This window comes from Salibaculum griseiflavum (genome assembly GCF_003129565.1).
Taxonomy (GTDB): domain Bacteria; phylum Pseudomonadota; class Alphaproteobacteria; order Rhodobacterales; family Rhodobacteraceae; genus Salibaculum; species Salibaculum griseiflavum.
The window spans coordinates 111,821-130,274 of the sequence record NZ_QETF01000002.1; the positions used below are offsets into that span (position 1 = coordinate 111,821).

Annotated in this window: 20 protein-coding genes and 4 tRNA genes; 12 read left to right on the forward strand and 12 right to left on the reverse strand. The window is 63.9% G+C overall.

Going from position 1 to position 18,454, the window contains the following annotated elements; all coding sequences use genetic code 11:
- Window positions 1-58: 58 nt before the first annotated feature.
- The gene (gene hemA, locus DFK10_RS02400) at window positions 59-1,282 is read right to left on the reverse strand and encodes a 5-aminolevulinate synthase (protein WP_109386212.1); all 1,224 of its coding nucleotides are present in this window, start codon (window positions 1,280-1,282) and stop codon (window positions 59-61) included.
- 198 nt (window positions 1,283-1,480) lie between these two features.
- Between hemA and DFK10_RS02405 the strand changes: the two genes are divergently transcribed.
- Both DFK10_RS02405 and DFK10_RS02410 read left to right on the forward strand, forming a co-directional pair.
- A complete protein-coding gene (locus tag DFK10_RS02405) occupies window positions 1,481-2,866 on the forward strand; it encodes a dipeptidase (RefSeq protein WP_109386214.1) in 1,386 nt (461 codons plus the stop codon).
- 6 nt (window positions 2,867-2,872) lie between these two features.
- Window positions 2,873-4,180 (forward strand): S41 family peptidase, encoded by a 1,308-nt coding sequence (locus DFK10_RS02410; protein WP_109386216.1) that lies wholly within the window; start codon window positions 2,873-2,875, stop codon window positions 4,178-4,180.
- Between the two features lie 60 nt (window positions 4,181-4,240).
- On the opposite strand, the gene DFK10_RS02415 is transcribed toward DFK10_RS02410, so the two are convergent.
- The 7 genes from DFK10_RS02415 to DFK10_RS02445 all read right to left on the reverse strand — a co-directional run bounded on the left by DFK10_RS02415 (window position 4,241) and on the right by DFK10_RS02445 (window position 6,756).
- Entirely contained in the window at window positions 4,241-4,462 is a 222-nt protein-coding gene (locus DFK10_RS02415; RefSeq protein ID WP_109386218.1) for an RND transporter, read from the reverse strand.
- Window positions 4,463-4,559: 97 nt separating this feature from the next.
- Window positions 4,560-4,636, reverse strand: a tRNA-Asp gene (locus tag DFK10_RS02420).
- 37 nt (window positions 4,637-4,673) lie between these two features.
- Window positions 4,674-4,750 (reverse strand) — tRNA-Asp (locus DFK10_RS02425).
- 122 nt (window positions 4,751-4,872) lie between these two features.
- Window positions 4,873-5,817 (reverse strand): pirin family protein, encoded by a 945-nt coding sequence (locus DFK10_RS02430; protein ID WP_109386220.1) that lies wholly within the window; start codon window positions 5,815-5,817, stop codon window positions 4,873-4,875.
- Between the two features lie 188 nt (window positions 5,818-6,005).
- Window positions 6,006-6,081: transfer RNA gene (locus tag DFK10_RS02435), tRNA-Val, on the reverse strand.
- Window positions 6,082-6,189: 108 nt separating this feature from the next.
- Window positions 6,190-6,264, reverse strand: a tRNA-Val gene (locus DFK10_RS02440).
- A 21-nt stretch (window positions 6,265-6,285) separates the two neighbouring features.
- On the reverse strand, window positions 6,286-6,756 hold the full coding sequence (locus tag DFK10_RS02445) for an HU family DNA-binding protein (RefSeq protein ID WP_109386222.1): 471 nt from the start codon (window positions 6,754-6,756) through the stop codon (window positions 6,286-6,288).
- Between the two features lie 300 nt (window positions 6,757-7,056).
- Between DFK10_RS02445 and DFK10_RS16715 the strand changes: the two genes are divergently transcribed.
- Window positions 7,057-7,488 carry a tail fiber domain-containing protein gene (locus DFK10_RS16715; protein ID WP_328589327.1) on the forward strand — a complete coding sequence of 144 codons (432 nt, stop codon included), beginning with the start codon at window positions 7,057-7,059 and terminating at the stop codon, window positions 7,486-7,488.
- 26 nt (window positions 7,489-7,514) lie between these two features.
- Window positions 7,515-7,724, forward strand: coding sequence for a hypothetical protein (locus DFK10_RS02455; protein ID WP_109386224.1), 210 nt, complete (start codon window positions 7,515-7,517; stop codon window positions 7,722-7,724).
- Window positions 7,725-7,831: 107 nt separating this feature from the next.
- Here the strand turns inward: DFK10_RS02455 and lon are convergent, their stop codons facing one another.
- Together lon and DFK10_RS16400 are read right to left on the reverse strand one after the other, a co-directional pair.
- On the reverse strand, window positions 7,832-10,243 hold the full coding sequence (lon, locus tag DFK10_RS02460) for an endopeptidase La (RefSeq protein ID WP_109386226.1): 2,412 nt from the start codon (window positions 10,241-10,243) through the stop codon (window positions 7,832-7,834).
- 113 nt (window positions 10,244-10,356) lie between these two features.
- On the reverse strand, window positions 10,357-10,512 hold the full coding sequence (locus tag DFK10_RS16400) for a hypothetical protein (protein ID WP_217810040.1): 156 nt from the start codon (window positions 10,510-10,512) through the stop codon (window positions 10,357-10,359).
- Here DFK10_RS16400 and DFK10_RS02465 point away from each other — a divergent pair.
- Complete coding sequence (locus tag DFK10_RS02465) at window positions 10,511-11,398, forward strand: hypothetical protein (RefSeq protein WP_109386228.1); 888 nt, start codon at window positions 10,511-10,513, stop codon at window positions 11,396-11,398. The genes DFK10_RS16400 and DFK10_RS02465 overlap by 2 nt on opposite strands.
- Here the strand turns inward: DFK10_RS02465 and tgt are convergent.
- Window positions 11,395-12,525 carry a tRNA guanosine(34) transglycosylase Tgt gene (gene tgt, locus DFK10_RS02470; RefSeq protein WP_109386230.1) on the reverse strand — a complete coding sequence of 377 codons (1,131 nt, stop codon included), beginning with the start codon at window positions 12,523-12,525 and terminating at the stop codon, window positions 11,395-11,397. The two genes, DFK10_RS02465 and tgt, sit on opposite strands and share 4 nt — an antisense overlap.
- 66 nt (window positions 12,526-12,591) lie before the next feature.
- Here tgt and rimK point away from each other — a divergent pair, with 66 nt between their 5' ends.
- From rimK to DFK10_RS02500, 6 genes are all read left to right on the forward strand, one after another.
- Window positions 12,592-14,004, forward strand: a complete 1,413-nt coding sequence (rimK, locus tag DFK10_RS02475; protein ID WP_109386232.1) for a 30S ribosomal protein S6--L-glutamate ligase — start codon at window positions 12,592-12,594, stop codon at window positions 14,002-14,004.
- Between the two features lie 84 nt (window positions 14,005-14,088).
- Complete coding sequence (locus DFK10_RS02480) at window positions 14,089-14,451, forward strand: SUF system Fe-S cluster assembly protein (RefSeq protein WP_109386234.1); 363 nt, start codon at window positions 14,089-14,091, stop codon at window positions 14,449-14,451.
- Window positions 14,452-14,527: 76 nt separating this feature from the next.
- Window positions 14,528-15,172: a hypothetical protein gene (locus DFK10_RS02485; protein WP_109386236.1), complete on the forward strand. Its 645-nt coding sequence runs from the start codon at window positions 14,528-14,530 to the stop codon at window positions 15,170-15,172.
- Entirely contained in the window at window positions 15,169-15,879 is a 711-nt protein-coding gene (locus DFK10_RS02490; protein WP_109386238.1) for a DUF3307 domain-containing protein, read from the forward strand. The genes DFK10_RS02485 and DFK10_RS02490 overlap by 4 nt, the downstream gene beginning before the upstream one ends.
- Before the next feature lie 67 nt (window positions 15,880-15,946).
- Window positions 15,947-16,327 carry a HesB/IscA family protein gene (locus DFK10_RS02495; protein WP_109386240.1) on the forward strand — a complete coding sequence of 127 codons (381 nt, stop codon included), beginning with the start codon at window positions 15,947-15,949 and terminating at the stop codon, window positions 16,325-16,327.
- On the forward strand, window positions 16,327-16,653 hold the full coding sequence (locus DFK10_RS02500; RefSeq protein WP_109386242.1) for a TfoX/Sxy family protein: 327 nt from the start codon (window positions 16,327-16,329) through the stop codon (window positions 16,651-16,653). The genes DFK10_RS02495 and DFK10_RS02500 overlap by 1 nt, the downstream gene beginning before the upstream one ends.
- Before the next feature lie 66 nt (window positions 16,654-16,719).
- Here the strand turns inward: DFK10_RS02500 and DFK10_RS02505 are convergent, their stop codons facing one another.
- Window positions 16,720-17,619 carry an isopenicillin N synthase family dioxygenase gene (locus DFK10_RS02505; protein ID WP_109386244.1) on the reverse strand — a complete coding sequence of 300 codons (900 nt, stop codon included), beginning with the start codon at window positions 17,617-17,619 and terminating at the stop codon, window positions 16,720-16,722.
- Window positions 17,620-17,711: 92 nt separating this feature from the next.
- Here DFK10_RS02505 and tpiA point away from each other — a divergent pair, with 92 nt between their 5' ends.
- Window positions 17,712-18,452: a triose-phosphate isomerase gene (gene tpiA, locus DFK10_RS02510; RefSeq protein ID WP_109386246.1), complete on the forward strand. Its 741-nt coding sequence runs from the start codon at window positions 17,712-17,714 to the stop codon at window positions 18,450-18,452.
- Window positions 18,453-18,454: the final 2 nt, after the last annotated feature.

The following is an 18,454-nucleotide window of genomic DNA, read 5'->3' on the forward strand; positions in this document are numbered from 1 at the left end:
GCCCCTTATCTTGAGAGGCTTTTAACACGTCCGGATTGATTTTGCACAGGCAGAAAGATCAGCCCGTCAGGTCGGCACGATTCAGCGCACAATGCGACCAGAGCGCGTCCAGCGCGGTGACGAGCGCATCCATTTCCCTTGGCCCGTGCACCGGTGAAGGGGTGAACCGCAGGCGTTCCGTGCCGCGCGGCACGGTGGGGAAGTTGATCGGCTGCACATAGATGCCGTGATCGGCCAGCAGCATGTCGGACAAAGCCTTCGTATGCACCGGATCGCCCACGATCACCGGCACGATGTGGCTGCCATGATCGATCAGCGGCAGGCCCAGCCCCCGCAAACGGGTCTTGAGGATCTTGGCCTGGGTCTGGTGCGCATCGCGCAATTCCTGGTCGGTCTTGAGATGCGCAACCGAGGCCGCCGCCCCCGCCGCCACCACGGGCGGCAACGAGGTCGTGAAGATGAAGCCCGGCGCATAAGACCTTATAGCGTCACACATTTTCTCGCTTGCGGCAATGTATCCGCCATGCACGCCAAAGGCCTTGCCCAGCGTGCCGTTGACGATGTCGATCCGGTCCAGCAGCCTGTCGCGTTCGGCCACGCCGCCGCCGCGGGGGCCATACATGCCCACGGCATGCACTTCGTCGAGATAGGTCAGCGCACCGAATTCCTCGGCCAAATCGCAGATTGCCTCGATCGGCCCGAAATCGCCATCCATCGAATAGACGGATTCGAAGGCGATCAGCTTGGGCGCGGCGGGATCGTCCGCTTCAAGTTTGGCCCGCAAGTCCTCGAGATCATTGTGCTTGAAGATCCGCTTGGCCCCGCCGTTGCGGCGAATGCCTTCGATCATCGAGGCATGATTGAGCGCATCGGAATAGATGATCAGCCCCGGAAACAGCTTGGGCAAGGTGGAAAGGGTCGCGTCATTGGCGATGTAGGCGCTGGTGAAGAGTAGCGCCGCCTCTTTCTGGTGCAGGTCGGCCAGTTCGGCCTCCAGCCTCTTGTGATAGACCGTGGTGCCCGAGATATTGCGCGTGCCACCCGACCCTGCGCCGGTGGCCTCAAGCGCCTCGTGCATCGCCGACAGAACCACCGGATGCTGGCCCATTCCAAGGTAGTCGTTGCCACACCAAACGGTGATCTGCTGTTCGCTGCCATTCGGGCGCGTCCAGACCGCGTGGGGAAACTGGCCCCGGCGGCGTTCGATATCGATGAAGGTGCGGTAGCGGCCTTCCTCGTGCAGGCGGGTCAGGGCCTCGTCCAGATGAGCGGAATAGTCCATGAATCTTCCTTGCAGCAGCTTTCGGGCGCGACCCGCGCGCGAACATATCGTCAGACAGGCATATAATCTGCGACCCCGGCAGGCAACAGGCTACAATTTGACGCCCCCTGCGTATTCCTGCACGGGTTGGCAATGCCCATGGACATCGCCTGCGCGCCCGCTAGGGTGACGGCGACTTGAAAACACCAAAGGATCCCCATGCTCGACCCCGTTCTCGCCCGCATCGATTCCGACCTGCCCCAGGCGTTGGACCGGCTGACCGAATTTCTGCGGATCCAGTCGATTTCGACCGATCCTGCCTACAAGGACGAGGTGGAAAAAGCCGCCGACTGGCTGGTCGCGGACCTCGCCTCGATCGGCTTCGCGGCTGAAAAGCACGACACGCCAGGCCATCCGATGGTCGTCGCCCACGGACAGGCGCCAGATGAGGCCAGCGGCCCGCATCTTTTGTTCTATGGCCATTACGACGTGCAGCCGGTGGACCCGCTGGAGCTTTGGGATCACGACCCGTTCGACCCGCGCATCGAAGAGCGCGACGGCAAGAAGATCATCCGTGGCCGCGGCGCCAGCGACGACAAGGGCCAGCTGATGACCTTCGTCGAAGCCTGCCGCGCCTGGAAGGCGGTGCATGGCAGCCTGCCGCTGCAACTGTCCTTCCTCTTCGAGGGCGAAGAGGAAAGCGGGTCGCCCTCACTGGTGCCCTACATGGAAGAGAACGCCAACGCGCTGAAAGCGGACCTGGCGCTGATCTGCGACACCTCGATGGTGGCGCCGGGCGTGCCCTCGATCGCCAGCCAGCTGCGCGGCATGCTCAAGGACGAATTCACCCTCAAAGGCCCGGCCATGGACCTGCATTCGGGTCATTACGGCGGCCCGGCCATCAACCCCTTGCGTGAAATCTCGCGCATCATCAGCTCGTTCCATGACGTGACCGGGCGCGTGGCGGTCGAAGGGTTCTACGATGACGTCGAGGAGGTCCCGGCCGAGATCCTGCGCCAATGGGAGGCAAGCGGCTTCGACGAGGCCGATTACCTGGCCAATGCGGGCCTGACGCGCCCCCATGGCGAAGAGGGCTATTCCACGCTGATCCAGCAATGGGCACGCCCGACGCTGGAAATCAACGGGCTGTGGGGTGGCTACCAGGGTGCAGGCACGAAAACCGTGATTCCCGCCGAGGCACATTGCAAGCTGACCTGCCGGCTGGTGGGTGCCATGGACCCCGCCGACATCCGCTCCAAGCTGCGCGCCCATGTCGAGGCCCAGTTGAAGCCTGATCTGGAGATCGAATGGGACATGGATCTCGACGGATCGGCGGCCTCGGTCATGAACACCGACCGGCCCGAGTTCGAAAAGGCGCGTCTGGCGCTGAGCGATGAATGGAATCGCGAGGCGGTGTTTTCCGGCATGGGCGGCTCGATTCCCATCGCGGGGCATTTCAAGACCGTGCTGGACATGGACGCGATGTTGATCGGGTTCGCCAACGAGGACGACCGCATCCACAGCCCGAACGAGAAATACGACCTCGACAGCTACCACAAGGGCATCCGGTCCTGGGCGCGGGTTCTGGCCGCCTTGGCGGGCTAGCCGCGCATGGTGTTCCGCTTCGTCCTGGGCTGGATCGGGCGGCTGATCTTTCTGCTGGTCGGCCTGATCCTGTTGACATGGCCGCTGTTCTGGCCCCCGGCCGAGCTGCGGGGCCAATGGCGGACGGACGGCTACGGGATGGTGCTCGATGTGGGCCGGTTCGGCGTGACCGCCTACCAGGAAACCGCCGTGTCCTGCCTGCCGGTCTTCCGGGCTCCGGCACATTCCCTCCTGCTGGCCGAGCTTGGTGACCTCGCCCTGAACCCGGACGATGCGGGCGGGCTACGGCTCGATGTGGACGGCACCGCCAACCCGATTCGCACGCACCGCCTGGCCGCCCTGCCCGACGCCTGCGCCGAGGGCGGCAGCCCGCAGGATGCCGGCCCGCGACAGATCTTCGATATCGCCTGGCATGGCATGGCCGAGCATTACCCGTTTTTCGAAATGCATGGCATTGACTGGCCGGGCCGATACGACCGTCTTGCGCCAACGATCAACAGCCCTGTCGACCTCTGGCCCGCACTGGAGGCCATGCTGGACGGCGTGAACGACAACAACGTCTATCTTTTCGACCCCGCAACAGGCGCGGCGATCACCCCGCCCCGGGACCTGCCCTGGCATGACGAGGCCGTGGCGTTCCGCGAGGTCCCCCGTGCCCTGGGGCTGACGCAGGTCGAGGATACCGGGCTGGAATACACCGTGCTCGATGGAAATATCGGGTATGTTTTCATCCGGCACACGGCCACGCGCGCCGGGTTCGGCACCTCGCAGGCCGTGCAGGCGGCAGAGGTCTTCGCCCAGGTATCGGACGCGCTGCGCGACACGCAGGCGATCATCCTCGACAACCGGCTGAATCCCGGCGGTTCGGATGCGGTGGCGCTGGCCTATGCGGGGTTCTTCACGGAAGAACCAGCGCTGGCCTTCACCAAGCAGACCCGCAACGACACCGGCTTTACCGACCCGGTTCCCGCCTACACGATCGCCACCGAGCTGCCCCTGACCCAGCCGGTCTACCTTCTCAATTCCGGCTACACCGCCGGTGCAGGCGAGGCTTTGGCGCTGGCACTGAAGGAGATGCCCCAGGTGACGAGTCTGGGCGAGCCAACCTCGGGCACATTGTCGGATATTCTGGACATCCCCCTGCCCAATGGCTGGATTCTCGGGCTATCGCACCAAGTCTACCGCGATACGTCGGGGCAGGCGGTGGACGGGATCGGGGTGCAGCCCGATCAGGCGATGCCTTTTGAGCCTGCCGCGTTCCGACGGGGCGTGGACCCGGCCCTGGACGCGGTGCGGGCCATGATCGGCGACTAGCACCGGCAAAGCGGGCGACGCCCGGCAATCACAACGCGGCCCTGACTGCCCTTGGCGGCGTCACGCCGCCTTTGTCACCTCGCGCAGGATCTTGGCGATCAGCAGCAGGAACGGCGCGCCATGCATCAGCAAATCGAAAATGTCGATCGGCTTCACCAGGTCGCCCGCGACCAGCATTTTCAGCTTTTCCCAGATATGCGGCTCGGGCACGAAAGGCGCCAGCCCCAACGTGGCGCAGGCCAGCAGGATCAGGGTCCAGTCGATCTGATCAAGGAATGCCATGGGAATCTCCGCTCGTTTCGCCCATGCATTAAACTTTTCTAATATTAAGGGCAAGCGCCGTGCGCCACTGGAGAATGTCCAAAACGTAGGAGAAAAGTGGCGCGGTTGACGGGGCTCGAACCCGCGACCTCCGGCGTGACAGGCCGGCACTCTAACCAACTGAGCTACAACCGCGCACTTGGGCATCGGGGGCGTTCGGACTGGGCAGCGGTGGCGCGGTTGACGGGGCTCGAACCCGCGACCTCCGGCGTGACAGGCCGGCACTCTAACCAACTGAGCTACAACCGCTCACTGCCCGCCCGGGATTGCCCCGAGGCGTGACGTGCCTTCTAGGCGCGGGTCCGGGGATCGTCAAGCGCGAATGGCACGTCGCGAAAAGGTTTTTGCGCCCCCGCCCCAAGTCGCTCCGATCACCGCGTCTGGCCCGGCAAGGGAATGAACTCCTGATCATCATGGGGCGGTAGCTGAAAGCGTCCGTTTTCCCAATCTCCGGCGCGCCAGGCCTCTTTCGCGGCCTCGATCTTGTCCTTGCTGGAGGCGACGAAATTCCACCAGATATGGCGCGGGCCATTGAGCGTGGCCCCGCCCAGCAGCATGACCCGTGCGCCCTGCGGCCCGGCCCTCATACTGACGCGGTCGCCGGGGCGGAATACCATCATGCGCCCGGCCGCATGGGTTTCGCCCGCGATCTCGACCTCGCCCTCCAGCACATAGGCACCCCGATCCTCGTGATTGCCAGGCAAGGGCAGCTGGGCAAAGGGATCAAGGCGCGCATCGAGATAGAACATCTCGGACGGAGTCTCGACCGGGGCGCGTTCCCCGTAGGCCGCGCCGAGGATCAGGCGGACGGTCTTGCCTTCGCCGTCGAGCACCGGCAAATCTCCCGCCCCGGCATGCAGAAAGGCCGCCGGATCGTCCTCACGCTCTTCGGGCAAGGCAATCCAGCTCTGAATGCCGAACAGGCTGGAAGGCTGCGCGCGCACGGCCCCGTCGATCCGTTCCGAATGCGTGATGCCCTGCCCGGCCAGCATCAGGTTCACCGCGCCGGGTTCGATCCACTGGTCAGTCCCGAGGCTGTCGCGATGGTGGATCTGGCCGCGATGCAGGTAAGTGACCGTGGCCAAACCGATATGGGGATGCGGGCGCACGTCGATCCCCTGCCCCGACAGAAATTCCGCAGGCCCCATCTGGTCGAAGAAGATGAACGGCCCGACCATCTGGCGGCGCGGCGCGGGCAAGGCGCGGCGCACCTCGAACCCGCCGATATCGCGGGCACGCGGCACGATCACGGTTTCGATGGCGTCGACCGCGTCACCAGTCGGACAATCAGGGTCGAGGGCGGGGTTCCAGCTCATGGGGCATCTCCTTTCGCAAGAAGATATGCGACGGTCCACACAACACAAAGACGCCTCTCGGCAGAGCTTCTGTGCATACATGCGTAGACAGGTTCGAACTAGGTGGGGCCCTCGCAGAGGGTGGGGGCATTTCCATACGTGCAATGCGCCACTGTCGCCTTGGATCCGCTGCGTGGACCGTATGGAACTGGTGGGTGATGAGAGACTCGAACTCCCGACATCTTCGGTGTAAACGAAGCGCTCTACCAACTGAGCTAATCACCCGTGCCGGCGGGATTTAGCGGGGCTTCATCACACTTGCAAGCCCCCACGTGCACAGCCAAGGCCCGTCCTTGAAACGACAAACGCGCCCCGGAGGGCGCGCAAGGGAAATGGTGGGTGATAAGAGATTCGAACTCCTGACATCTTCGATGTGAACGAAGCGCTCTACCACTGAGCTAATCACCCGATCCGGGCGCTGATTTAGCCTTACTCGGCGGCCTCCGCAAGGGGGTCTTTTTCCTCGGGCGCGGCGGCCTTGGGCTGGCGCACCTTGGTGACGATCACCTTCGCCTTGGCCAGGTCCTTGGTGCGGTTGATCATGACCTTGCCCAAAGGCGGCAGGTTCATTTCCTCGCCCTTGGCCAGGCCCAGCCCAAGCACGTTCAGCATGGCCTCGACCACGGGCTTCACGTCCTTCTTCTTCATGCCGGTTTCGGCGACGACCCGGTCGATCAGCTCGGGCTTTTTCAGGACGGGGCCGGATACGACCGGCTTGGTTTCCGCGACCACCTTGGCGGCTGGGGCCGGCGCGGCCTTTGGGGCCTTCGTTGTCTTGGGCTTGGCGCGTGTGGACTTCGTCACCGTCGATTTGCGCACCGCAGTTTTAGGCTTGGCGCCAGAGGTCGCCCGCGTCGTCGTGGTTTTCCGGGGTTTCGTCGGCGTCTTGCTGCTCGGCATGGATCGCTCCGTTTGTTTCTCTTTGGTCAACACTACACCAATTCCCGGCCATGACACATGGGCAAAGAAACAATTTCGACGACATGTGCCATATCACCGCGAAAACCACCCGCCGCGTTGCACATTTGGCGCGGCGGAACCAAAGCCTGCACCAACAGGCTTGACGCGGCGGCCACCCCCGCGAAAAACTCTCTTTCATAACCTTGGGGGGTTTTGTCGTTAGTCGGAATGCGTCCGGCGTTCTGCGGCAAGCTGCAAGCGTCCCGGGAATTTGCGATTACACCATTCGAGGAGATGGATATGAAAACGCTTGTTCTGGCCACCACGCTTGCCGCGTTCGGCGCCAGCAGCGCCCTCGCCGGCGGTATGGCCCCGGCCATCGAGATGGAGCCCGTCGAGATCGTCGAGGAAACCGGCGGCTCCAGTTCCAACCTGCTGATACCGCTGATCCTGATCGCGCTGATCGCCGCGGCCGCCAGCACCACCACCTCGGGCGAAGAAACCGAACTGGTCAGCGACATGCGCGTGAAGACGGACATCGTGCCGGTCGGCACAGCCGCGAATGGGCTGCCGCTCTACCAGTTTCGCTATATCGGGGCCGAGGCCGTGTTCGAGGGCGTCATGGCCCAAGACGTGCTGGCCCACACCCCCGAGGCCGTGCTCACCGACAAGACCGGCCTGATGCGTGTCGATTACGGCATGCTGGGCCTTGAAATGAAACGCATCCACTGAACCGAACCCAAAACAGGAGAAAGACCATGAAAAAGATCCTTGCAGCAGCGACCATCGCCAGCCTGACCGCCAGCAGCGCCCTTGCCGGCGGCATGGCCCCGGCCATCGAGATGGAACCGGTCGAGATCGTCGAGGAAACCGGCGGCTCCAGCTCCAACCTGCTGATCCCGCTGATCCTGATCGCGCTGATCGCTGCGGCGGCCAGCAGCACCTCGGGAACCACCGAGCCAAACTAAGCAACGGCCAAAGTCGATGCCGGTGCATCGGACCGACTGGATTTAACCAAGAACGAAAAAGGGCGCCCCGGCCGGGGGGCCCTTTCCTTTTTTCGATCCGACCGCGCCTAGTGCGCGACGGTCGCGCCGCCCTCGTCGCCCTTGCCCAGGGCGGCTTCGGCGGCGGCCGCTTCCTCGGCCTCTTCATCCCATTCGATCGGTTCGGGCTGACGCACGAGCGCATGTTTCAGCACCTCCGAGACGTGGCTCACCGGGATGATCTCCAACCCTTCTTTCACGTTGTCGGGGATCTCGGGCAGGTCCTTCTCGTTCTCCTCGGGGATCAGAACCGTCTTGATCCCGCCCCGCAGCGCCGCAAGCAGCTTTTCCTTCAGGCCGCCGATGGCGGTCGCATTGCCGCGCAAGGTGACCTCGCCCGTCATGGCGATGTCCTTGCGCACCGGGATCTGAGTCAGCACGCTGACGATGGCCGTGACCATGGCCAGACCGGCGGACGGCCCGTCCTTCGGCGTGGCCCCGTCCGGGACGTGAACGTGGATGTCCAGCTTGTCGAACTTCGGCGGCTTGATGCCCAGCTGCGGGCTGACCGAGCGGACATAGGAATTGGCCGCGTCGATGCTTTCCTTCATGACGTCGCCCAGGGTGCCGGTGGTCTTCATCCGACCCTTGCCCGGCAAGCGCACCGCCTCGATGTTCAGAAGCTCGCCGCCCACGGATGTATAGGCCAGCCCGGTCACGACGCCGATCTGGTCCTTCTCCTCGGCCAGACCGTAACGGAACTTCTGGACACCCAGGAAGTCGGACAGGTTTTCTCCCGTGACTTCAACGCGTTCCACCTCTTTCTTCACCAGCTTGGTGACGGCCTTGCGGGCCACCTTGGCGATCTCGCGTTCCAGGTTCCGCACGCCCGCCTCGCGGGTGTAGTGGCGGATGATCCCGGTCAGCGCGCTGTCATCCAGTGAGAACTCGGACGGTTTCAGCCCGTGGTTCTTCATCTGTTTGCCCAGCAGGTGCTGCTTGGCGATCTCGCGCTTTTCGTCCTCGGTGTAGCCCGACAGCGGAATGATCTCCATCCGGTCCAGCAACGGCCCGGGCATGTTGTAGCTGTTCGAGGTCGTCAGGAACATCACGTTGGAAAGGTCATATTCGACTTCCAGGTAGTGGTCCACGAAGGTGGAATTCTGTTCCGGATCAAGCACTTCCAGCATGGCGCTGGCCGGGTCGCCCCGGAAATCCTGGCCCATCTTGTCGATCTCGTCGAGCAGGATCAGCGGATTGGTCGTCTTCGCCTTCTTCAGCGCCTGGATGATCTTGCCCGGCATCGAGCCGATATAGGTCCGGCGGTGGCCACGGATCTCCGATTCATCGCGCACGCCACCAAGGCTGATGCGGATGAATTCGCGGCCCGTCGCCTTGGCGACCGACTTGCCGAGGGATGTCTTACCCACGCCCGGCGGGCCGACAAGGCACATGATCGGCCCTTTCAGCTTCTTCGAGCGCTGCTGGACGGCCAGGTATTCGACGATGCGCTCCTTGACCTTTTCCAGCCCGTAATGGTCGTCATCCAGCACCTTCTCGGCACGGCCCAGATCCTTCTTGGTGCGCGACTTGGTGCCCCACGGGATCGACAGCATCCAGTCGAGATAGTTGCGCACGACCGTGGCCTCGGCGCTCATCGGGCTCATGTTCTTGAGCTTCTTGAGCTCCGCCTCGGCCTTTTCACGGGCTTCCTTGGACAGCTTGGTCGCGGCGATTTTCTCTTCCAGCTCGGCGATTTCGCCTTCGCCGTCCTCGCCATCGCCCAGCTCCTTCTGAATGGCTTTCATCTGCTCATTCAGGTAGTATTCGCGCTGGGTCTTCTCCATCTGGGATTTGACGCGGGTCTTGATCTTCTTCTCGACCTGGAGGACGGACATTTCGCCCTGCATCAGGCCATAAACCTTCTCCAGCCGTTCGCTGATCGACAGGGTTTCCAGAAGCTCCTGCTTCTGGTCCACTTCGATCCCCAGGTGCCCCGCGACAAGGTCGGCCAGCTTGGCGGGCGCATCGGCCTCGTCCACGGCGGCCAGCGCCTCTTCGGGGATGTTCTTCTTGACCTTGGCGTAGCGTTCGAATTCCTGACCGACCGAGCGCGACAGGGCCTCGATCGCGGTCATGTCGCCGGGCATCTCGGTGAGATCCTCGCAGGCAGCCTCGAAATAGGTCTCGTTTTCAAGGAATTCCGTGATACGCACACGGGTCTTGCCCTCGACCAGCACCTTCACGGTGCCATCGGGCAGTTTCAACAGTTGCAGCACATTGGCCAGCACGCCAACGCGGTAAATGCCATCGGTATCCGGATCATCGACGCCCGGGTCGATCTGGCTGGACAGCAGGATCTGCTTGTCCTCGGCCATCACCGCCTCCAGCGCTTTCACGGACTTCTCGCGGCCCACGAAAAGCGGCACGATCATGTGGGGGAAGACCACGATGTCGCGCAGCGGCAGGATGGGATAGGAATTGCTCAGAGGCTCTTGCATGCTCTTTCCTTGTTCTTGGCAAGACGGCGGGTCCCAGCGTTAGGCAACGCCCCCGTCTCCAGTCATGGACAACAATAATTGGGTCTTGGCGCCCTGTTTTCAACCATGCCCGGTCACGCGTCGGTGATGCATTTGTGCCCGCGCTTTTCCGGGCCTGCAAGGGAGAGGGCAATCTTTCTTGGGGAAAACTCGGTGAACCGGCCCGGTTTCAAAAATGGCCGGGATATCGCCCCAATCCTGACGAGTTGGGCGATCAGGCTCAGGCGCATGAAACATGCCAGTATTCTGACCCGCTTTGGTCGCGCGCTTTTCCGGGAACGTCGCCGGGCGCTTTATGTCTTCATCCTCTGGATCATCGCCTTGCTTGTCGGCTTGCGCCTTCAGGGGAACGTGGCCTTGCCGACCGGCATCTGGGTGGCCGGCTCCGTCGTGACCGCGCTGCTGTTTGCGCTGGTTTCGTGGCTTGTCAGTGCAGCTATGCGGTATATTCGGGCCATGGCACCGATCCTGCCGCTATTGGTGCTGCAGGTCGGCCTGGCCCAGCTGGGCCTGTTCGACGGACTTGTGCCGGGGCGACCCGAGTTGGGCGGCACGCTGGCATGGATTGTCCCCTTGTGTCTCTATGTGCTGGCTTTGAACCTGCCGGTGACCCGGCGTTTCGGACGCCGCCGCGCCACCTACGACGTGCGCTGCCGCACCACCCTGCCCGCCTGGCTGCTGTATGACGGGCTCGTCGGCCGCCTGGGCCACGAAGCGGCGCTGGCCGAGGGCGATATGATCCGCGCCTTCGAGGCCCATCCCGACGATCCGTCGCGCATCCGGGTGATCGAAAAGCTCAACCGCAAGCTGGAGATCGAGGAACACCGCACGATCCTGTCGCAGGACCCGCCGCGGTCCTGTCTGTACGAGTTCGTTCATGCCAATAGGCTGGACGCACCCGAGGCCAATGCCGGAAGCGTCGCCTATGACATCAAGGATCTGGGGTCAAAGCGCCAGGTGACCATGTGCGTGACCTTCAACAATGCCTCTCTGGCCACCCGGCTGTTCGAGTGGCTCGATGACCATCAGGGCAAGCAGCTTGATCGTCGCGTGGCGCTGCTTGAGAAACGGGTGAAGGCCAAGGGCTCCAGCCTTGAGAGCGAGGTCTTCGCCTAAAGCGGCTCGATATCGCCCTGCGCCCGTGTGGCGTGGAACTCGGCCTCCCACGCGGCAAAGGCCCCTTCGGCAATCGCGGCGCGCATTCCGGCCATGATTTCCTGATAATAATGCAGGTTGTGCCAGGTCAGCAGCATACCCGAGATCATCTCGCCGGCCCGGAACACGTGATGCAGATAGGCGCGGGAATAATTGGCGCAGGCCGGACAGGTGCAGGCCGCGTCCAGCGGGCGCGGATCGTCGGCGTGGCGGGCATTCTTGATGTTGACCTGCCCGCGCCGGGTCCAGGCCTGACCCGTGCGCCCCGACCGGCTGGGCAGGACGCAATCCATCATGTCCACCCCGCGCTTGACGGCGCCGACGATATCATCGGGCTTGCCAACGCCCATCAGGTAGCGCGGCTTGTCCTCGGGCAGGAAGCCCGGCGCATAATCCAGCACGCCGAACATCGCCTCTTGCCCCTCGCCCACGGCCAGCCCGCCAATGGCATAGCCTTCGAAACCGATGGATTTCAGTGCCTCGGCGCTTTCCTCGCGCAGCTCGGGCGTCACACCGCCCTGCATGATCCCGAACAGCGCATGGCCCGGCCGGTCGCCGAAGGCATCGCGCGACCGCTGCGCCCATCGCATCGACAGGCGCATGCTTTCGGCCACGGCCTCTTCGGTTGCGGGCAAGGCCGGGCATTCGTCGAAACACATCACGATGTCGGACCCCAGAAGGCGCTGGATCTCCATCGACCGCTCCGGCGTCAACTCATGTTTCGACCCATCCACATGAGACCGGAACGTGACGCCCTCTTCGGTCAGCTTGCGCAATTCGGCCAGCGACATGACCTGAAAGCCCCCCGAATCCGTCAGGATGGGCTTGCTCCAGTTCATGAACTTGTGCAGCCCGCCCAGCCGCGCGATCCGCTCGGCGCCGGGGCGCAGCATAAGGTGATAGGTATTGCCCAGAAGGATATCCGCGCCCGTGGCCGCGACGCTTTCGGGCATCATCGCCTTCACGGTCGCCGCCGTGCCCACCGGCATGAAGGCGGGCGTGCGGATCTCGCCCCGCGGGGTCGATATGACCCCGGTGCGCGCCGCCCCGTCCGTGGCGTTCAGCTGGAACCCGAACCTCTCCGTCATCTGGCTTTCCTTTGCAATTCCGTCCGGCCTTGTTACCCATGTAGCCAGAAATGAAAAGGAGCGCCCATGTCCGAGACCGATCAGCAAGCCGAGCCAATTCGTCTGGGATGGGAAGAATGGCTGGGCCTGCCGAACCTCGGGTTGCCCACCCTGCGCGCCAAGGTGGATACCGGGGCGCGCACTTCGGCGCTGCATGCCTTTGACATCGAAGCCTTCGGATCATCGCGGGCCCCCAAGGTGCGGTTCGGCGTGCACCCGATCCCCGGACGCGACGATATTTCGATCACCTGTTCGGCCCCGGTCGTGGACCGGCGCGAGGTGACCTCGTCCAATGGCGAGATCGAGATGCGCTATGTGATCGAGACCATGGTCGATGTGGGCGACGGGCAGTCCTGGCCCATCGAGGTGACGCTGACCGACCGCGCCACCATGGCAAGCCGGATGCTGCTGGGCCGCCAGGCGCTGCGCGATGACGTGGTGGTGCAGCCCACCGAGCGGTTCCTGCGGCCCGAACGCAAGTTCGACGTCTATACAACGCGCAAGATCAAGCAGGTCGCGCCGCGCCGCGCGCTGCGCATCGCCGTCCTGAGCCGCGAGGCCAACAATTATTCGACCAAGCGCCTTGTCCACGAAGGCGAAGAACGCGGGCACTCCGTCGAAATCATCGACACAACACGCTGCTACATGGCGATCAACGCGCTGGCCCCCGAGGTGCATTACGACGGCAAGCGCCTGCCCCGCTATGACGCGGTGATCCCGCGCATCGGCGCCTCGATCACGCCCTATGGCACCGCCATCGTGCGGCAATTCGAGACACTGGGCACCTATTGCCTGAACAGCAGCGCCGGGATTTCCGCCAGCCGCGACAAGCTGCATGCCCACCAGGTGCTGGCCGGTCAGAAGGTCGGCATGCCCACCACCGCCTTTGCCGCCAGCCCCAAGGACACCAGCAACCTGATCGGGCTGGTCGGATCCGCCCCTTTGATCGTGAAACTTCTGGAAAGCACGCAGGGCAAGGGCGTCGTGCTGGCCGAAACCAAGAAGGCCGCCGAATCCGTGATCGACGCGTTTCGGGGTCTCAAGGCGAACTTCCTCGTCCAGCAATTCGTCAAGGAGGCCGCAGGCGAGGACATTCGCTGTTTCGTCATTGCCGGCAAGGTCGTGGCGTCGATGAAGCGCACCTCGGATGGCGACGATTTCCGCTCGAACCTGCACCGCGGCGGATCGGCGGTGGCCACCCGGATTTCGCCGGCCGAGCGCCGCGTGGCGGTCAAGGCCGCCAAGGCCTTCGGGCTGGGCGTTGCCGGTGTGGACCTCTTGCGCTCCGAAGACGGGCCGAAAGTGCTGGAGGTCAACAGCTCTCCGGGCCTCGAAGGCATCGAGAAGGCCAGCAAGAAGAACCTGGCCGGCAAGCTGTTCGATCATATCGAGGAACAGGTGCGCCCCGCCCCGTCGCGTCGGAAAAAGAAACCGGCCTGATCGACGACGGGCGTCCCGCGCCCCCCTTTACCCCGCCCCCGCATATCTTATATGAACGGTCAGGAATAAATCGGGAAACGCGCAATGACCGACCAGAGCCAACCCTTGGAAGGCGCACCGCTGATCAAGCCCTCGACCACCGATCACCCGCTCTACGACCAGATCGTGGAAGCGTGCCGATCCGTGTATGACCCCGAGATTCCAGTAAATATCTATGACCTCGGTTTGGTCTACACGATCGAGATTTCCGAGGCCGGCGAAGTGCATGTCATCATGACCCTGACCGCGCCGGGCTGCCCCGTTGCAGGCGAGATGCCCGGCTGGGTGCACGATGCGGTGGCCGCCGTCCCGGGCGTGCAATTGGCCGATGTCGAACTGACATGGGACCCGCAATGGGGCATGGACATGATGTCGGACGAGGCGCGACTGGAACTGGGCTTCATGTAAGCAAGCCTTTTTTATTGCATTTTCAAAAAGCAACCCTTATGGATTGCATATTGATTATGCAAGGGCGAGACCCCCTATGAATGCCACCGTCTTCACCGGTGACCTGATCGGATCGCGCGAGGCGACTACCGAGGTGATCGAGGACAGCCTTGCCGCCCTGTCGGATGCCGCATCCCGCGCCGCGCGGCTGCTCGACACCGACCTGCGGTTTACCCGCCACCGGGGCGATGGCTGGCAAATCCTACTGACGCAACCGCGCCAAACGCTGTTCCTCTGCTTGGCCCTGCTGGCCGGGTTGCGGGCCGCAGATACAGGTCTGGACACACGTATCGGCATCGGCATCGACCGGATCGAGAGTCCCGGCACAAGCGACTTGTCGGATGCCGCCGGGCCGGCCTTCGTCATGGCCGGTGACATGCTGCACGCCTTGGGCGCGCCACGCCGGAAGGAACTGGTGCTGCTGGGTGGCGGCGGGGCCCAACCCTGGCACAATGCCGTCGTGGCCCTTGTCGATTGGATTGCCCGTGGCTGGACGCCGGAGCAGGCCGAAGCCCTGTCGCTGGTCCTGCTGGAGACCGGGCAGGACACCAATGCCAAACGTGCCGAACGGCTGGGCATCTCGCGGCAGGCGTTCGAATCCCGCCTCAAGGGGACTGGCCATGACGCGCTGGCTGTCGCAAGATCGGCCTTCGAGGCCCATGATTTCGAAGGCACGCCATGATCGCCACCTTCACCGCCCTGCTGCTGGCCCATACGGCTGCCGATTTCCTGATGCAGACCGGCTGGATGGTCAGGCGCAAGGCGCATCCGGGGGTGCTCTTGCTGCATGGCGCGCTGGTGCTGGGCACGGCGCAGCTTGCCATCGGCACAGTGACCGCGCCCGCGCTGGTGGCGCTGGCTGCGGCCCATGTCGCCATCGATGCGATCAAGACCTATGGCGGGTTCCGGTCGTTGACGGCCTTTCTGCTGGACCAGGCCGCACACCTGGCGACCCTGGCGGCGGTCGCAGTCTATGCGCCCGAGCTTTGGGCCAACGGGGCCTGGGCGGGTCAGGACTGGCTGCTGCCGGTCATGGCGGTGACGGCGGGCGCGATCCTGGCGCTTGCCGGCGGGCAATACGCGGTCGGCATCCTGATGCAGCCCCACAGCCCGCGCATCCGCAATACCGGGCTGCGCGACGGCGGGCGCCAGATCGGCCTGCTGGAACGCGGTTTGATCTTTGCCTTCATCCTGACCAGCCATCCGATCGGCGTTGGCTTTCTGATCGCGGCCAAGTCGATCCTGCGTTTCGACACCGCCTCGCGCGACCAGCGCAGCGCGGAATATGTCATCATCGGCACGCTAGCCTCTTTCGGCTGGGCCATCCTGGCGGCGCTGGCGACAAAGGGCCTGCTGGACAGCCTGCCGCCTTTCGCCCTGCCCCGGTAAGCCGCCCCTTGAGATCACCGCCTTGCCCAACTAGATTGGTCAGGAAAGCGAAAGCAGGAGCTCTCAGATGTTCGGTATTCCCGGCAAACAGGCCGTCACCCTGACGCCCAAGGCAACGGAACAGATTGCCAAGCTGATGCAGCGCGACGGCAAGTCCGGCCTGCGCATCGGCGTCAAGAAGGGCGGCTGCGCGGGCATGGAATATACCATGGATTACGCCGACGAGATCGACCCCAATGACGAGGTGGTCGAACAGGACGGCGCACGGGTGATGATCGCCCCCATGGCGCAGATGTTCCTCTTCGGCACGGAAATCGACTACGAGGTCAGCCTGCTGGAAGCCGGGTTCAAGTTCCGCAATCCCAATGTCGAGGATGCCTGCGGCTGCGGCGAATCCATCAAGTTCAAGGATGTCGAGGAACTGTCGGCGGAACAGGGCCGCGGCTGATGGGGGTCTCGGACGCCGAGATCGCCTATGCCAAAGACCTTTTTTCAGACCTTCCCGGTGACATCACAACACGCAGGATGATGGGTGGGCTTTGCCTTTACCATGACGGCAGGATTTTCGCGATCCTCCACCCCGATCACGGGCTGATGATCAAGGGGGCTGGTGCGTTTCAGGATCACCTTGAGGCCAAGGGCTGCACCCGCTGGGTGCATAAACGCGCCGATGGCGGCACCAGTGCCATGCCTTACTGGACGATACCGGATGACGCCCGCGAAGACCCATCAGAGGCCAGCGCGCTGGCGCGAGAGGCGTTGCGGTTCCTGTAACCTGGCGCAGGGCCTTGCGCCCGCCCAAGCGGCCGGTTTCACCCGCTGAACCCGTGTGGCACCTGTTCAGCCCGCCTTGTCCTGCAAATGGACATAGGTTTCGTCGTAGCGCTTTTGCAGGTGGTCGGCGGCCAGGATCACGTCGTCCGACCCGATCGGCGCGACATTGGTGTCGTGGTTGGGGTTGAAGAACAGCGGCACCGAGATGCGTTCATCGCTGCTGCCCTTGACCCGGTGCGGTGTGGCCACGACCCGGCCATCGGTCCACATCTCCAGCATCTCGCCGAAATTGATGATGAACTCGCCCGGCGCGGCATTGACGGCGATCCAGCCGCCGCCGCGCTTGCGCACCTCCAGCCCCGGCGTGCCATCCGTGGCCAGCAGCGTCAGGCAGCCGTAATCGGTATGGGTGGCGATGCCGAAATCCCTGTCCCCCGCCCAGGCCGGGCGTTGCGGGTAATAGTTCCCGCGCAGCAGCGCCATGGGCCGGTCGAACTTGTCGGCGAAATAGCCCCTGTCCTCGCCAATGGCCCCGGCAATGGCGCCCAGCAGGTCCACCGAAAAGGCGCAGGCGGCCTTGTAATAGGCCTCGATCGTTTCGCGGAACCCCTCGGGCTTGTCGGGCCAGAGGTTGGGCGCATAGGTGCGCAGGCCGGTTTCGGGCGCCTCGAACCCGCAGTCGAAGACCTGCTTGTAATCGGGGTTCGCGTCCGGATCGACCTGCTCGGACCGTGCCCCGCCCCATCCCCGGCTGGCCCCGGTGCGCGCCATGTCCACCTGCGCCTTCTCCGCCGCCGGAAGGGTAAAGAAGGCCCGGTAGGCGGCGATTACGTCCTGCACCTGCGCCGCCGGGATCGGCGTATTGTAAAGGGTCAGGAATCCCATGTCGGATGCCCCGTGGCGCACCGCCGAAACCGCATCGGGATCGCCCGCCAACAAGGCCGCCGTATCTATTCTCGGGATCATTTCAGCCCCCTTCCTGCTTGCATTCGCCCCCAAATGCCGTGATCTCTTGGCAAAGCCAAGCCGAAACCCGTCCATCCTGAGGAGACCCGCCCATGCGCCGCAAATTCGCCGCCGGAAACTGGAAGATGAACGGGCTTGCCGCCGACCTGGCCGAGCTGGAAAAGATGGTTGCGGCCAAGCCCGCCCCGTCGGTCGACACCGCGATCTGCGGACCGGCGACACTGGTGCACCGCATGGCGGCCCTTGGCTGGCCCGTGGGGGGCGAGGACTGCCACGCCGTCGCGAGCGGTGCCCATACCGGCGATATCTCGGCCGAGATGCTGGCCGATGCGGGCGCCAGCTATGTCATCACAGGCCATTCCGAGCGCCGCGCCGACCACGGCGAAACCGATGCCGACGTCAATGCCAAGACCCGGGCCGCCTGGCGCGCCGGGCTGACTGCAATCCTGTGCATCGGCGAGACCGAGGCGGAATATCGCGCGGGCGACACGCTGGATGTGCTGCATCGGCAGATGGCCGGGTCCATGCCCGAGGGCTGCACCGGTGAAAACACGGTCCTGGCCTATGAGCCGGTCTGGGCCATCGGCACCGGGCTGACCCCCACCCGTGACGAGATCGGCGCGGTCCACAACGCCCTGCGCGATGCGCTGATCGAACGGTTCGGCACCGAGACAGGTCTGGCCATCCGCATTCTTTACGGCGGATCGGTCAAGGCCGCGAATGCCGCCGAGATCTTCGGCGTCGCCGATGTGGACGGGGCACTTGTGGGCGGGGCGTCGCTCAAGGCCGACGATTTCCTGCCCATCGTCGCCGCGCTGGAAGCTGCCGACTGACC

Bases quoted from the DNA above. Each gene is read 5' to 3' on its own strand.
- hemA (WP_109386212.1), bottom strand. From the start codon at position 1,282: ATGGACTATTCCGCTCATCTGGACGAGGCCCTGACCCGCCTGCACGAG.
- DFK10_RS02405 (WP_109386214.1), top strand. From the start codon at position 1,481: ATGCTCGACCCCGTTCTCGCCCGCATCGATTCCGACCTGCCCCAGGCG.
- DFK10_RS02410 (WP_109386216.1), top strand. From the start codon at position 2,873: ATGGTGTTCCGCTTCGTCCTGGGCTGGATCGGGCGGCTGATCTTTCTG.
- DFK10_RS02415 (WP_109386218.1), bottom strand. From the start codon at position 4,462: ATGGCATTCCTTGATCAGATCGACTGGACCCTGATCCTGCTGGCCTGC.
- DFK10_RS02430 (WP_109386220.1), bottom strand. From the start codon at position 5,817: ATGAGCTGGAACCCCGCCCTCGACCCTGATTGTCCGACTGGTGACGCG.
- DFK10_RS02445 (WP_109386222.1), bottom strand. From the start codon at position 6,756: ATGCCGAGCAGCAAGACGCCGACGAAACCCCGGAAAACCACGACGACG.
- DFK10_RS16715 (WP_328589327.1), top strand. From the start codon at position 7,057: ATGAAAACGCTTGTTCTGGCCACCACGCTTGCCGCGTTCGGCGCCAGC.
- DFK10_RS02455 (WP_109386224.1), top strand. From the start codon at position 7,515: ATGAAAAAGATCCTTGCAGCAGCGACCATCGCCAGCCTGACCGCCAGC.
- lon (WP_109386226.1), bottom strand. From the start codon at position 10,243: ATGCAAGAGCCTCTGAGCAATTCCTATCCCATCCTGCCGCTGCGCGAC.
- DFK10_RS02465 (WP_109386228.1), top strand. From the start codon at position 10,511: ATGAAACATGCCAGTATTCTGACCCGCTTTGGTCGCGCGCTTTTCCGG.
- DFK10_RS16400 (WP_217810040.1), bottom strand. From the start codon at position 10,512: ATGCGCCTGAGCCTGATCGCCCAACTCGTCAGGATTGGGGCGATATCC.
- tgt (WP_109386230.1), bottom strand. From the start codon at position 12,525: ATGACGGAGAGGTTCGGGTTCCAGCTGAACGCCACGGACGGGGCGGCG.
- rimK (WP_109386232.1), top strand. From the start codon at position 12,592: ATGTCCGAGACCGATCAGCAAGCCGAGCCAATTCGTCTGGGATGGGAA.
- DFK10_RS02480 (WP_109386234.1), top strand. From the start codon at position 14,089: ATGACCGACCAGAGCCAACCCTTGGAAGGCGCACCGCTGATCAAGCCC.
- DFK10_RS02485 (WP_109386236.1), top strand. From the start codon at position 14,528: ATGAATGCCACCGTCTTCACCGGTGACCTGATCGGATCGCGCGAGGCG.
- DFK10_RS02490 (WP_109386238.1), top strand. From the start codon at position 15,169: ATGATCGCCACCTTCACCGCCCTGCTGCTGGCCCATACGGCTGCCGAT.
- DFK10_RS02495 (WP_109386240.1), top strand. From the start codon at position 15,947: ATGTTCGGTATTCCCGGCAAACAGGCCGTCACCCTGACGCCCAAGGCA.
- DFK10_RS02500 (WP_109386242.1), top strand. From the start codon at position 16,327: ATGGGGGTCTCGGACGCCGAGATCGCCTATGCCAAAGACCTTTTTTCA.
- DFK10_RS02505 (WP_109386244.1), bottom strand. From the start codon at position 17,619: ATGATCCCGAGAATAGATACGGCGGCCTTGTTGGCGGGCGATCCCGAT.
- tpiA (WP_109386246.1), top strand. From the start codon at position 17,712: ATGCGCCGCAAATTCGCCGCCGGAAACTGGAAGATGAACGGGCTTGCC.